A 12,713-nucleotide genomic window follows, 5' to 3' on the forward strand; every position below is an offset into this window, starting at 1 on the left:
TCAAGCATACGGCAAAAAGGATATTTAGCCACAAACCAAACTTTCGAACAACCAGATTCAGCGTGCGGCCTGTCGAGATCGCAACCCCCGCCGCTGAACACGTGTACGATCCTGGGCCATGCGGCACCGCGAGAGCCATCCTGCGGGCCCAATCGTCAAGGCCGGGCGGCCGTGGATGACAAGGCTCAGGGGGAAGCGGGGCTCAAGCCGACAATCAATGACGGATTGTCAGGTAACACCCCATTTGGGCATCAAGTAACGCTTTCGGCTATTTCAGACAGTTACTTATGCGGCATTCCTTATAGTTCATATCGAGGGCTACAGAAGGGATTCTCACGCGTGACCGCGAAGAAGATGATCGAGTACAGCATCTCCGTGCCCGCCGACCGCAGTGCGTCTATCCGCGTGAACCATGCACCCGACGGCACGGTTGGCAGCGTCGAGATCGACGATGTCCGCTGCGACTGGTCATCCCGGTCGTACGAGACCGAAGACGACTGACCGGCAAGCCGATGAGCGCCGACAACCAGCGGCCACAGCCCTGAGGTGACCTTGCGGTCATCGGACTTCCCCGACTGCTCTCTCGAAGTGCATCTGGGCTAGGTCCAGTGCCTCGTCCACATCGCGGCCATGGACGCGCAGCCAGTGGAGGAGGTCGGTGATCAAATGGATCGCCGACCTCCTTCGGCACGGCCACCGCAGGCTCAGCCCCTGTTCCGGCGTGGAGCGTAAGGCAAGCCTCACGCTTGACGATCCGCGCGCCGTCGACATGTCCACCCGGTGTGACGAGCGAATGGCGAGGTCGCACCGGCCCAGCTTCGAATCGGCTCCGAGGATGACGCCCCACCAATCCGACACGGCATCCGGCAGCGCACGCGGTCCGCGCGCTGACCGCGTCGATCACGCTACTGAGCCCGGTCTGCGGACTGCAGCGCACCAGCCGGCATTACAGCGACACCGGCACACCCCGGCTCCACAGCTCCTCGGCATGTTCGGCGAACCGGTCGAACATGCCGCCGTCACCATGCCGTCGAAGGTGAAGCAACGGCGAGTCGTGGCCGACGAGCCGTGCAAGGTGCGGGGTGACCAACGCTTCCTGGTCGAATCGGAACACGGACAGAGACACGTGGTTGACAGCGTCCTCGTGGCTGCTGAAACGAGACTCCACGCGACTGGCTACACCGAGGCGCCCCAAGTGCTCAAGGGTGATCCGGACGCGCGTGGAAACGCTCAGTGCGACATCCTCGACCGTCTCCCGCTGCCGGGTCACCTCGCCGTCCGGATCCCCCAGCAGGAAGCGGACTCGGCAACCCGCATCGACCTTCTTGCGAAGGGTCTCGACGAAGGCGGGCTGCTCAAGCCAGAGAAAGTAGTTCGTGTATCCGGCCAGGTAGATCTGCTCGTCAGCCCCCTCGATCAGGTCGCCCCAAACGGTCGACGGACATGCGGACCGGTAGGGGTAGGCCTGAACGAGCTCTCGGTCATGTCCCGACTTCACTCGTTCCTGTACAGCCTTCGGCCAGATCATGTGTTCATCCACCTTCAGTGCCTGACAGGCGTCAATACGGTTTCTTGCATGCGGTACCAGCTCGGCGTCAGCCAGCCATCGCTCCACCGTCTTCGGCGCGACCCCAATGCGAGACGCGAGCCTGCGAGGTGACAACTGGGCATCCGACATAGCCGATCGTAGAGCGACGTTCAAGACTTCCCCCTGCGACGTTTGGGCGTTCTTGGAACATAGCGACAGAGCGTCCAACTGTCGGTGGAGTTCGCGGAGATACGTCCCAAAGGGGTGGCCATCCTCGCGACCATGAAGAACCCGAAGCCCGGAACCGCCCGACCCATCGACCTTCCCATCCCGCCGGCTCCACCAGAACCGCCCGACAACTGCAGGGTGTGCCGCGGACTTGGCCGAACAGCGGCAGACAGCCAGAAGCGCGGGAGACTACTCGCGCGCTACCGATGCCTCGGTAGAGATCCGCAGGCACCCTCACGTAGTTGAGGGAGCCCAGTGACCGACATCGGCCTCCCCCAGTGGCGCGAGAGCCGCGCGGCCGCCCTGGCGGCAAGTGAAGGATTGCGGGCAGCCCTCGCGAAGCTGGGCCTCCCGGAGCGCAGCTACCGCCGCATCCGCCCAGCGATCACCTCCACCGGCAGACCGTACGTCTACCTCGGAATCTTGAACGCAGAAGCCGTCGAGGCAATCACTGCGGCGTTGCTGCGAGAACTCGGTAGCCCGAGCCTCTCGGCAGAGCACGGTGCCGCTCCAACGGCCCGGCCGCCTCGGCGATCCGAGCAGCGCCCCAACGCCGCCTTCCCGCTCTCCACTTCGGAGCACGGACGCGCGCATGAGGAGGCACGCCCGGGACCGGTCGAGCCATAGTTCGCTGCGGGGCGCCGCAAGCCTCGCGTGACACGTCCCCGCCCGGGGTCGACGACGAGCCGCCCACACACCGGTCTTCTGCCGTACGCCCCTCGGGCGCCCGGAACTTCCGCCGCGCCCCGCCCTCCCTCCCCTCCCTGGACAGTGATGCGTCGTGTCTCCGGCGCGGCCCCGTGCCGCGTCCCTCAGCCATGCCCGGACCCCGATCGGCAACCCGTCCCCGGCCCGCTCCAGGAGCTGTCCGCGACCGCCGCCCGGCATGCACAGCCACGGGCGTGGTTGCGTGCTGTGGTGTGGCTGGTCGAGGAGGCCGGGCTTCATCCGAGGACGGGCGAGGCGACGCTACGTATCGCCCGGGACCTGGCCGGCCGGATGGACTACACCGCGGGAACCGTGCTGTACGACCTCGACGGAACAGCCACCCGATGCCGTCTGTCCCGGGCGACGGTCAAGCGTCACGTCGGATATCTGCGGGAGTTGGGGGCTCTGGTCTGGGTACGGCACGGGTCGCGACGCAATCTGCGGCTTCCCGGGCGTCCGTACGCGGGTACGGCAACGATCTACGCGGCCACCATCCCGTACGCCTACGACCGGGCGCACGGTAACCGGGTCGAGGGTCAGGGGTTCGGGGCCCGGGTGGTCGCGGTGCCGGTGCCGCCCATGCGCACCCCAGCGGCAGACGGTCCCGGCGGTCAGGTGGGTGAGCCCCAATCTCTCGCCGCCCGCCCCCGCAAACCCGTAGCTGAGGCAGACGAGAGGTTCAAAGACACCCCGCGCAGGCGCGCGAGGCCGCGGCCCACCTCCCGCCCCGGGGAATCGACACCGAGGAGCCCGCTACGGGTCGCCGCCGACATGCGGGTCGCCGCTCAGGTCCGGCCGCACGTCCCTTGGACCCAAAGCGAGGGATTGCGTCGACTCGCCTACGCACTACGGCCGTTGATCGACCAGGGCCTCGACGCCCACGACATCACCGCCGAACTGACCTCCTGGTGGATCAGCTGGCGTCCCGCGCGGCCTGCCGCGTACATCGCCGCGCAACTCCGCGACCGGACGGCTGTCGAGCCGCCCGAAGACGAGTCCGCCGAAGCTGCCCACCCGCACACCGCCGAGCCCACCGGAAACCCCGCATGGCAGGCATGGCTACGGCAACGCGCCACGGCAACGGAGTTCCACGAGCCGCAACGTACCGACGACGATCGCCGCCACGCCCGCCTGTACGGCTGGGACCGATGGGCGGAGATCGCCGACCACTACGCCACGGACCCCGACGACGCCCTGGACCTCTACGGCACCCGCCTGTGCGGCTACGCGGTCAAACGCGCTGCAGGAGGTGGGGCGAGGCGGTGAAGCAGATGCGTCGTGACACCACACCGGCTCCCGGCCCGTCTTGCAGGCTCGACTTCAAGGCTGCATGGAGCGACTTTGTCGGATCAGTACGCGAAGGCAAACTGAGCCGTTGCGCCGGCTTGGTTGCCCGTCAACCGAGCACTTCAACCGCTCCCGCCACAGACTCCACGAAGCTGATCATCTCCAAGTGGTAGTCGCTCTTAGCCGCGTCAGGGAAGCGAACGTTGTGACGGTAGTAGCGGTGGAACGCGATGATCAGCGCCGCGTGAATGATCTCAGCAGGAAGGGCACGTCTGTCTTCCTCGGCAAGAGGGCAAGCCTGCTCGTAGCCCTCGACCAGAGCCTTCAAGCGTGGCGCCGCGAGTACACCGTCCTCCTGCGCAAGGCCCACTGCTGCCATCCCGAGGTCCAGCAGCGGGTCATCCAGCGACACCGTCTCCCAGTCGAGAACCGTGAGGCTTCCATCGGCCCCCACGATGACGTTGTCGTCGAAAAGGTCTCCGTGCGTGATCGTCCGTGGCCGGTGGCTCGCCGCTTCGACCTGGTGGACGCGGGAGAGCTGATCAACGAGCCAGTCGGCGAAGCGCCGGTCCGCAAAACTCGGGATCAGGGCCTCGTGGTCGGCCGAGAGGCGCCGGGTACCGACAGGGATGTCGGCCAGGCCGGCTGACTGAGGCGGAAGTGCGTGAAGTGCGGCGAGGATCCGGCCGGCTTCGGGAAGCAGCGCCACGGGCAGTGGCTGTTCCACCGTGCCGTCGGCCCACGCCTTCAAGATCACCGGACGATCGCCGAAGTGGGTGATGGTCGATCCGTCAGTGGCCGGCACGACCGCGACGGTCGGTACGCCCAGGTGGAACAGTGCCTGCGTATGAGAAGCGAGGCGCTCAGCGCTGGCCGTGTCGTGATTGTCGAGAATGGTGAGGACGAACTCGTCGGCGGCGCTGGTGATGCGGAAGCTGGAGTTCGCCGCTCCCCCGGCAAGCGGAGCAAGCCGGGGTTCCTTCAGCCCGTAGCGCTCCGCCACAACCGGCAGGTCGATCTGGTCCAGCGTGGTGTACTTCGCCACCTGCTCATTCTCCTCTGATCGCGGCAGCCTCCCGGCGCCGGTCCTCGACGATAGCCACCCAGCGTGCCTGGACGGCTGCCTGCCCGTCCAGCCACTGAGCGCGGGGAAGGTCGGCAGGCGGCTCCTCGCCTGCCATCAGGTACGAGAGCTCTGCCAGGTAGGCAAACTCTTCACCGTGCACGCATTCTCGCAACCGGGTCCTTGCCCCGGCCAGCGCGACCGGCTCCCCAAGGACGAGGAAGTGGAGGCAGACCGCAAGGCGGATATAGGCGAGCGACGAGGTAAGACCCGCCTCACAAGCTCGGACTACGGCGTCCTCGGCCCGCTGCGGCAGGTCCGCAGCGACTCCGGCATCTCGTACGAGGGAAGCGATGGACGTCTGGAGGTCCGCCCAGCGAATCGCGACTCCCCCGAGCATCTGCTCGGCCCGGGCGATCTGTTCGGCCGCGCGGGGACGGTCCTGGAAGGCAGCGGCGAAGGCCAGGCAGGCCTGGGACAGTGCGGCCTCACCCGGCTGATCGAGGTCCAGTGCTTCGTCCCGGCCTGCGGCGTAAGCCGAGCAGGCAGGCCCGATGTTCCCCTGCGTCCACCAGAGATCGCCGCGGGCCCGGTCGGCCCGGCCCTCAGGACCGAGACTCTCGACGGCCGTCCGCACCCGTTCGAAACGGCCGACACGGCGAGCCAGGTGGACGAGTCCCCGGGCTGCCGTCGGTGCCAGGCGCCCACCTGAGTCAGCCACCTGCCGCATGCCGTCCAAAGAGGCGTCGAAGTTCCCCAGGTCACGATCACACTCGGCAAGGAAATAGCGAGGAAGTTCCAGAAGGTGGTCGGGGAGCTGACCCCCTTCAAGAACGAGGCGCAACCGGCTCGCAGTGTGACTACGGTGCTCGCGTTGACGTTGGGCGATCGTCGATAGCGTCACGGCCAGGGCTTCGGCCGGTGAGCCTTCAGCCGTGCCGCTCACTTCCCCTGCGGGAAGCTCGATGGGCTCCCAGACGAAGTCGTCCACGTAACTGAACGCGGCATCGGCCAGCCAGCCCAGGTCCAGCTCGTAGTCACGGGCCAGGCGCAGGCCCTGCCGCAGTGCCGCGACGAGTCTCACGCGGTCGGCGCCGTCCGTCTCACGTCCTAGTGCGAGAAAAGCGCGTCCGGCAGCACGCTTCCAGTCCGCTTCGCTCCACCGGTCCTCGCTCGTGTCGTCCGCCTCCCGTACGGCATCCCTGATGAGCCCGTGCAACTGGTAGCGCCATGGCGCGCCGGGGTCGACGTCAATGAAGGGGCGCTCGACCAGGTCCAGTGCGGGAGCGTCGTGGTCAAGGCCCGCTGCTGCGGTGGCCAGCTCGGTGGAGAAGGAGTCGAGCAGGCTCACGGCACGCAGTACTCGGCGCACATCCGGGTTGAGATCGCGGAACGTGCGTGCGACCAGAGCGGGAAAGTCGAGGTTGAACTCTCCGGGGGCTGGGGCGCGGTCGTTACGACGGTAGAGGTCGAGGAAACGCATGACGGCAAGGTCCAGGTAGAGAGGCAGACCGTGGGAGTTGGCCGTGATCAAGTGCCGGGTGCGGTCATCCATCAGCGGCCGCCCGGCGATCGTCAGCCGCTGGCACAAGTAGGTTTCGCAGTCCGCTGCGGAGAGGTATCCGACCGTGTGCTGGCGTGGTTCGTCCGTTGCGCCGCCCACCAGCGAGGGCCAGCAGTCCTGGCCGACCCAGTCCAGTTGACCTTCGAGTTTGGGGTCGTCCCACTGGATTCGGTTACGCCCGGTGATGATGAACAACGCGTTCGGCATGAGCCACACCACACGTTGGATCAGCCGCTCGAGGTCGCGGTGCACACGGTCACCAACGTCTTCGAACGTGTCCAGCAGCACAACGAGCGTGGCGCGCTTCTTCTCCGGCAGGCGGCTGAGGTCCCAGGCGAGTAGGTGAGCGTAGTAGCTCAGTGCGTCAAGGTCCGGCTCTGCTTCGAGGAGGTCAGCCAGGCGACGGCACTCCGCGAGGGCGCGCACGTTCTGCCGGTGCTCCCGCAGCGCTCGGACGAGTGCTCCGACGCTTTGCCCTACGACGGAGCCTGCTGTGCCCGGCATGGCCACCACTTGTGCGACGTCGGCGAGCGCCGACTGCATCTGCTCCGGCAGCGACCCCACTCCGGGAAACCGGCTGAACCATGTGCGACGCCTCAGGTATTCGTCGACCGGCTCACCCGGATGGTTGCGTTCCCAGTACCGCTGGAAGGCCAGGTCAAATGCGGGCATCGGCTGCCCCAGCTCCGAGACCGCCAGCCTCATGGCCAGAATCAGCGACTCGAAGTCGGCGCCGGATTCGTTGGACAGGTCAACCCGCACAGGTAACACCGGGCAGACCATCGGGTTCAGGGGAGGCCAGTCGCCCGCACGCGCCGCCGGGTCCGCCAAGTGCTCGGCAAGACCGCGCGAGAGCGTGGACTTGCCGATGCCGCCGACGCCGTAGAAGACGAGAGCGTTGCGTCGGGGCGCCTCCAGGTCCTCCACATCGAACCCGGGCTGTCGCACCCGCCGTGTATGGCCGGCAATCGCGGCCGCCACCGTGGCCCACTCGTCTCGACGGTCCGCAAAGAAGTCGACGGCCTTCAACTCGCGGTCGTTTGACCTGAACAACGCTCGCAGATCGGATCGGGACATACGGACCCCCAGGGTTGGCGTCTCAACTGCCACAGACCAGCAGTACTGTTGGGCAGTGGTCAAGTGCGTACGGAGCGTGCCCGGTCACGCCGGAGTACCGCTGACGCTGGACAGCAGGTCTCATTCAGGCCTTCGAGGCATCGATCCGATAGATGATCTTCCCTTCGAATTCTGCGAACCCCAGCGACCTGTAGAAGTTCCGAGCAGCCGGGTTGCTGCGATCGGTCATCCACTCAACTCGGCTACACCCAGGACGAGCAGCAGCAACCTTGCGGAGCTCCGCCATCAGCTGTGCTCCGACGCCCTGCTGTCGCAGCGTCTCCCGAACGTAGAGCTCCTTGAGGAACAGTGAATGCGTGGTGCCTCTCGCCGGCCAGAGAAACGAGTAGGCGGCCATACCGGCGATGTCGCCGTTCGCCTCCACCACCAGGAGGGCGGCGGCCAGCGGTGGTGAGCCGAAGAGCGCTTGTTCAATCTGGGTGCGGCGCTCGTCCATCGGCTGAATCTCGACGGAGCCGTAGAACCGCTCGATCTCCTCAATCAGATCGGCCACAGCAAGGATGTCCCCCTGGCCGGCAGGGCGAATCGTGACAGGCATGTGTATCTCCTGAGTTCCTCAGCCTCTCGTCTGCAGCACCGAGGCAAACGTAAGGATCACCATCGCATCGGCCACGGCTGGGAACCACGAGATGAGGTAGATCGAACGCCGGTCCGCCTCAGACGGATACCGGTGTGCCCCGGCTCCACAGCTCCTCGGCATGTTCGGCGAACCGGTCGAACATCCCGCCGTCCCCCTGCCGTCGAAGATGGAGCAACGGCGAATCGTGTCCGACAAGCCGCGCAAGGTGCGGAGTGACCAGCGCCTGCTGATCGAATCGGAACACGGACAAAGACACGTGGTTGACGGCGTCCTCGTGGCTGCTGAAGCGAGCCTCCACGGAGCTTGAAGCGCTCAGGCGTGCCAGGTGTTCGAGGGTGATCCGGACGCGTGTGGAGACGCTCAGGGCGACATCCTCGACCGTCTCGCGCTGGCGAGTCACTTCACCATCCGGGTCCCCCAGCAGGAACCGGACACGGCAACCCGCCTCAACCTTCCTGCGAAGCGTCTCGACGAAGGCCGGCTGTTCCAGCCAGAGGAAGTAGTTCGTGTAACCGGCCAGGTAGATCTGCTCCGTCGCTTCATCGACCAGCCCGCCCCACACGGTCGACGGGCACGCAGACCGGTAGGGATAGGCCTGGACGACCTCCCGGTCGTGGCCCGTCTTCACCCGGTCCTGCACAACCCTCGGCCAGATCATCTGTTCATCCACCTTCAGCGCCTGACAGGCGTCAGTACGGTTCCTTGCGTGGGGTACTAACTCGGCGTCGGCCAGCCATCGCTCTACAGTCTTCGGCGCCACCCCAATGCGAGCGGCAAGCCTGCGAGGCGACAACTGGGCATCCGACATAGCTGATCGTAGTGCGGCATTCAAGACTTCCCCCTGCGACGTTTGGGCCTTCTTGGACCGTAGCGCCAGCGTGTCCAACTGTCCGTGCACTTCGCAGAGATACGTCCTATAGGGGCGACCATCCTGGCCGCCATGAAGAGCTCGGAGCCACCAACCGCCCATCCCTTCACGCCTCCCGTCCCGCCTGCACCACCGGAACCGAACGCCGACTGTGTCGTCTGCTCCAAACTGGCCGAGCTGCGGCGGGCAGCCAGGGCCGCGGGCGACTACTCGCGCGCCACCGACGCCTCCGTTGAGATCCGACGGCACCCTCACGCAGCCCGAGTCATCCAGTGACCGGCATCGGTCTTCCGCGGTGGCGGGAAGGCTATGAAACAGCCCTCACCGCAAGCGAGGGGTTGAGGACAGCTCTCGCAGAGCTGGGTATTCCGGAACGGAGCTACCGCAGCATCCGACCTGCGATGACCTCCACCGGCAGACCGTACGTCTACCTCGGCATCCTGCACGCAGGAGCCGTCGAAGCGGTCGTCGCGGCGCTGCAGCATGGACGCGCCAACACCGTCGTACAGACGGAAGGCGGCCAGGTCGTCCGGCCCTCGCCGCAGGCCTGCGCCCCGCCCGTGCTTCCGCAGCACTGGGAAAGCCCCCCGGGACCAACCAAGGAGTAGCGCCCAGTCTCACCCGTGCGCCCGGTACGGCGCGGGCACAGGCCGGCGCCCCGGCCTGCCCCGCCCCTCCCTCCATTCCCTGGACAGTGATGCGCCGTGTTCTCGGCGCGGCCCCGCGCCGCGTCTCCCCGCCATGCCCGGATCCTGATTGGCAGCCCGTCCCCGGGCCGTTCCAGGAGGTGTCCACGACCGCCGCCCGGCACGCGCAGCCCCGGGCATGGCTACGTGCGGTGGTGTGGCTCGTCGAGGAGGCCGGGCTCCATCCGAAGGCGGGCGAGGCGACGTTACGTATCGCGCGGGACCTGGCCGGGCGGATGGGCTACATCGCGGGGACCGTCCTGTACGACCTCGATGGAACGGCCGCCCGTTGCGCTCTGTCGAGGGCGACGGTCAAGCGTCACGTCGGATATCTGCGGGAGTTGGGGGCGTTGGCCTGGGTGCGGCACGGGTCGCGACGCAATCTGCGGCTTCCCGGGCGCCCGTACGCGGGTACGGCGACGATCTACGCGGCCACCATCTCGTCCGCCTACGACCGGGCCCGCGGCAACCGCATCCAGGGTCACGGGTTCGAGGCCCGGGTGGTCGGGGTGCCGGGGCCGCCCGGGCACACGTCAGTGGCGAAACGTGAGCCCCAATCTCTCACCGCCCGCCCCCGCAAACCCATAGCTGAAGCAGACGAGACGTTCAAAGACACCCCGCGCAGGCGCGCGAGGCCACAAGCCGCCTCCCGCCCCGGAAAGTCAACGCTGCGAAGCCCCCTGCAGGTCGCGGCCGACATCAGGATCGCCGCCCAGGTCCGGCCGCATATCCCCTGGACACAGGGCGAAGGGCTACGCCGACTCGCTTACGGGCTCCGTCCGTTGATCGACCAGGGGCTCGACGCCCCCGACATCGCCGCCGAGCTGACCTCCTGGTGGATCACCTGGCGCCCCGCGCAGCCCGCCGCGTACATCACCGCGCAACTCCGCGACCGGACCACTGTCGCTGCGCACGAAAAGCTGCCGGCCGAGCCCCACCCGCACACCGCCCAGCCCACCGGAAACCCCGCATGGCAGGCATGGCTCCGACAACGCGCCACCGCCACGGAGCTCCGCGAACCCCAGCGCACCGACGACGACCGCCGCCACGCCCGCCTCCATGGCTGGGACCAATGGGCGGAGGTCGCCGACCACTACACGACGGACCCCGACGACGCCCTGGACCTCTACGGCACCCGCCTGTGCGCCTACGCCGTCAAACGCACTTCGGGTCGTTGAGAGAGGCGGCGAGCCGACGTGAGCCCTTTGCGGCTCCGCGCGGCACTGAAGCGGTACGGCGCGAGCTTGTACGACGACCCGGATGACGTACCTGATCCGTGATCCGAACTCACTTCGAGAACTGCCCCGGGTTCCCCACCAGCGGGCCGGTGGGGACGGAGGTGCTGTTGGCACGGCTACCGAGCACGGGGTCCGTCAGCACGCCCAGCACGCTGGACACATTTCCTACAGATTCCCTTCACGTGATGGTCACAAGTTTCGATATGCTCCAGCACGCTCTATCCGCACCAATGAGGGGGGAATCCTCATGAACGCCCGTCACGCCATAGCCACGGCCGCGGCTGCCGCTTCGGTCATCGCGCTCGGCCTCACAGCCGCGGCTCCTGCACAGGCTGCCGAGTATTCGTCGGCTCTGAAGATCAAGGGCGTGCAGTACGACGCCCCGGGCAAGGACTCCAACAAGTGCTCGGGTGGCAACACCAAGAACGAGTACCTGACGATCAAGAACTACTCGCGCACCTCGACGGTCAACCTGAAGGGCTACGTCGTCAGGGACGCCACCGGCAACAGGTTCACCTTCAAGGCGAGCCACTACCTGCAGCCCGGCGACTACGTCAGCCTGCGCGGTGCACGCGGCACCGACTCCGACGCCAAGAACGTCGTCTACCGCCAGAACTGCAACTTCATCTGGAACAACGACAAGGACACCATCTACCTGTACAAGCCCACCGGTTCCCGCGCCGACGTCCACTCCTACACCAAGAAGTCCAACGACCGGGACGGCAACGGCTACATCACGTACCACGGCTGAGCGAAGGGAATCCGACCCCCGCCCGGCGCACAATCCGGCGGCACCGTCGGCCCACGGGCATCGACACGCGCCGCCGTCGCGTCAGCGCCGGGCGGACTTCCGCTGGAGCGCCTCGCGCCGGGCGCGCAGCTTGTTCTGCCGCCGTTGGCTCTCCTTGCGGCGCTGGGCGCGTTCGCGGGCGGCGGGGCTGCGCAGTCTGGACGAGTCGGGCAGGCGCAGCAGCGCCCATGCCACACCGATGATCAGGGCGAAGACGACCATCGCCAAGGCCGCCGCCGCGGCGGGCGGCAGATCGGCGACCTGCTCGATCCTGTAGCGACTGCTCATCGTCACTCCCCGCCCCTGCGCGGCAGTCACACGCCGCCCCGTGTCGGAATATTCGGCCCACACCGTAGCAGCGGCGGTTCAGCGGCCACAGCGGTCGCAGGAGCGCCCGTGCGGTGAGCGGAGCCGGCCCCGAGTACGGCCGTCGTCGGGAACCCGGCCGCCCGTTGATCGCGCATCCACGAAGCCGGCCGTCGGCTTCACATGGAGCTCACGGCCGGGCTCCTGGGACCGGCCGGCCCGCACCGGGCTCCGGCCGACCGCAGCTCGCACCCGGGCCGCCCATGCCCATATCGCCTCGCACGAGGGCCAGTTGGCGGCCTCCTCCGTCCGTCCAGCAGCGCCCGCTCAGTCAGTACACAGCGGGACTGGCCGGGCCTACCGCGGATTGCCTCCGCTGCCTGCCGGTCGGCCGGTCGTGCGTCCGGCTCCTCCTGGCCGGGGCCCCTGCCCCCGACCGGGAGCGTGGGATATAGTTGATCTTGAAGGCGCGGGCCGCTTCGGCGGTGCTGTTGCCCGTGCGTTGGTGGTCCAAGGAAAGACGCCCCGCTTCCCGCGGGGAAATGCAGGTGCAAGGCCTGCCCAGCGCTCCACTCGAGGCCCCGTTCCTGCCACGGCAGGGACGGGGCTTCTCGCATGGGCTGCCCGTCAGCAACAGGGGCCGCCCCCGACTCCCGCCCGCGACGTCGTGTGGGGAGTGACGTGGGTGCTCGGGGGCTGGTCCCACTGCACTGACCGCACCCACATCACT

11 protein-coding genes are annotated in these 12,713 nt (G+C 67.3%); 5 read left to right on the forward strand and 6 right to left on the reverse strand.

Features of this window, described 5'->3' with window-relative positions; genetic code table 11:
• Positions 1-339: 339 nt before the first annotated feature.
• The gene (locus tag OG446_RS12955) at positions 340-501 is read left to right on the forward strand and encodes a hypothetical protein (protein ID WP_328894178.1); all 162 of its coding nucleotides are present in this window, start codon (positions 340-342) and stop codon (positions 499-501) included.
• Positions 502-946: 445 nt separating this feature from the next.
• Here the strand turns inward: OG446_RS12955 and OG446_RS12960 are convergent, their stop codons facing one another.
• On the reverse strand, positions 947-1,678 hold the full coding sequence (locus OG446_RS12960) for an XRE family transcriptional regulator (protein WP_328894179.1): 732 nt from the start codon (positions 1,676-1,678) through the stop codon (positions 947-949).
• A 993-nt stretch (positions 1,679-2,671) separates the two neighbouring features.
• Between OG446_RS12960 and OG446_RS12965 the strand changes: the two genes are divergently transcribed.
• Positions 2,672-3,730, forward strand: a complete 1,059-nt coding sequence (locus OG446_RS12965) for a hypothetical protein (RefSeq protein WP_328894180.1) — start codon at positions 2,672-2,674, stop codon at positions 3,728-3,730.
• Between the two features lie 130 nt (positions 3,731-3,860).
• Here OG446_RS12965 and OG446_RS12970 read toward each other — a convergent pair whose 3' ends face one another.
• The 4 genes from OG446_RS12970 to OG446_RS12985 form a co-directional block, all read right to left on the reverse strand.
• Complete coding sequence (locus OG446_RS12970) at positions 3,861-4,796, reverse strand: phosphotransferase (protein ID WP_328894181.1); 936 nt, start codon at positions 4,794-4,796, stop codon at positions 3,861-3,863.
• Positions 4,797-4,800: 4 nt separating this feature from the next.
• Complete coding sequence (locus OG446_RS12975) at positions 4,801-7,455, reverse strand: ATP/GTP-binding protein (RefSeq protein WP_328894182.1); 2,655 nt, start codon at positions 7,453-7,455, stop codon at positions 4,801-4,803.
• Between the two features lie 124 nt (positions 7,456-7,579).
• Positions 7,580-8,053, reverse strand: a complete 474-nt coding sequence (gene haaN / locus OG446_RS12980; RefSeq protein ID WP_328894183.1) for a cyclophane-containing RiPP N-acetyltransferase HaaN — start codon at positions 8,051-8,053, stop codon at positions 7,580-7,582.
• A 118-nt stretch (positions 8,054-8,171) separates the two neighbouring features.
• Positions 8,172-8,903, reverse strand: coding sequence for a DUF5919 domain-containing protein (locus OG446_RS12985; protein ID WP_328894184.1), 732 nt, complete (start codon positions 8,901-8,903; stop codon positions 8,172-8,174).
• A gap of 461 nt (positions 8,904-9,364) precedes the next feature.
• On the opposite strand from OG446_RS12985, the gene OG446_RS12990 reads away from it, so the two are divergent.
• The 3 genes from OG446_RS12990 to OG446_RS13000 all read left to right on the forward strand — a co-directional run bounded on the left by OG446_RS12990 (position 9,365) and on the right by OG446_RS13000 (position 11,638).
• Positions 9,365-9,571, forward strand: a complete 207-nt coding sequence (locus OG446_RS12990) for a hypothetical protein (RefSeq protein ID WP_328894185.1) — start codon at positions 9,365-9,367, stop codon at positions 9,569-9,571.
• 179 nt (positions 9,572-9,750) lie between these two features.
• Positions 9,751-10,827, forward strand: coding sequence for a hypothetical protein (locus OG446_RS12995; RefSeq protein WP_328894186.1), 1,077 nt, complete (start codon positions 9,751-9,753; stop codon positions 10,825-10,827).
• Positions 10,828-11,134: 307 nt separating this feature from the next.
• On the forward strand, positions 11,135-11,638 hold the full coding sequence (locus OG446_RS13000; protein ID WP_328894187.1) for a lamin tail domain-containing protein: 504 nt from the start codon (positions 11,135-11,137) through the stop codon (positions 11,636-11,638).
• Positions 11,639-11,719: 81 nt separating this feature from the next.
• On the opposite strand, the gene OG446_RS13005 is transcribed toward OG446_RS13000, so the two are convergent.
• Complete coding sequence (locus tag OG446_RS13005) at positions 11,720-11,965, reverse strand: hypothetical protein (protein ID WP_328894188.1); 246 nt, start codon at positions 11,963-11,965, stop codon at positions 11,720-11,722.
• Positions 11,966-12,713 lie beyond the last annotated feature (748 nt).

Source organism: Streptomyces sp. NBC_00236 (assembly GCF_036195045.1).
Lineage (GTDB): Bacteria > Actinomycetota > Actinomycetes > Streptomycetales > Streptomycetaceae > Streptomyces.

Coding starts and splice junctions, on each gene's coding strand:
- OG446_RS12960 (WP_328894179.1), bottom strand. CDS start 1,678: ATGTCGGATGCCCAGTTGTCACCTCGCAGGCTCGCGTCTCGCATTGGG.
- OG446_RS12975 (WP_328894182.1), bottom strand. CDS start 7,455: ATGTCCCGATCCGATCTGCGAGCGTTGTTCAGGTCAAACGACCGCGAG.
- haaN (WP_328894183.1), bottom strand. CDS start 8,053: ATGCCTGTCACGATTCGCCCTGCCGGCCAGGGGGACATCCTTGCTGTG.
- OG446_RS12985 (WP_328894184.1), bottom strand. CDS start 8,903: ATGTCGGATGCCCAGTTGTCGCCTCGCAGGCTTGCCGCTCGCATTGGG.
- OG446_RS12990 (WP_328894185.1), top strand. CDS start 9,365: ATGACCTCCACCGGCAGACCGTACGTCTACCTCGGCATCCTGCACGCA.
- OG446_RS13000 (WP_328894187.1), top strand. CDS start 11,135: ATGAACGCCCGTCACGCCATAGCCACGGCCGCGGCTGCCGCTTCGGTC.
- OG446_RS13005 (WP_328894188.1), bottom strand. CDS start 11,965: ATGAGCAGTCGCTACAGGATCGAGCAGGTCGCCGATCTGCCGCCCGCC.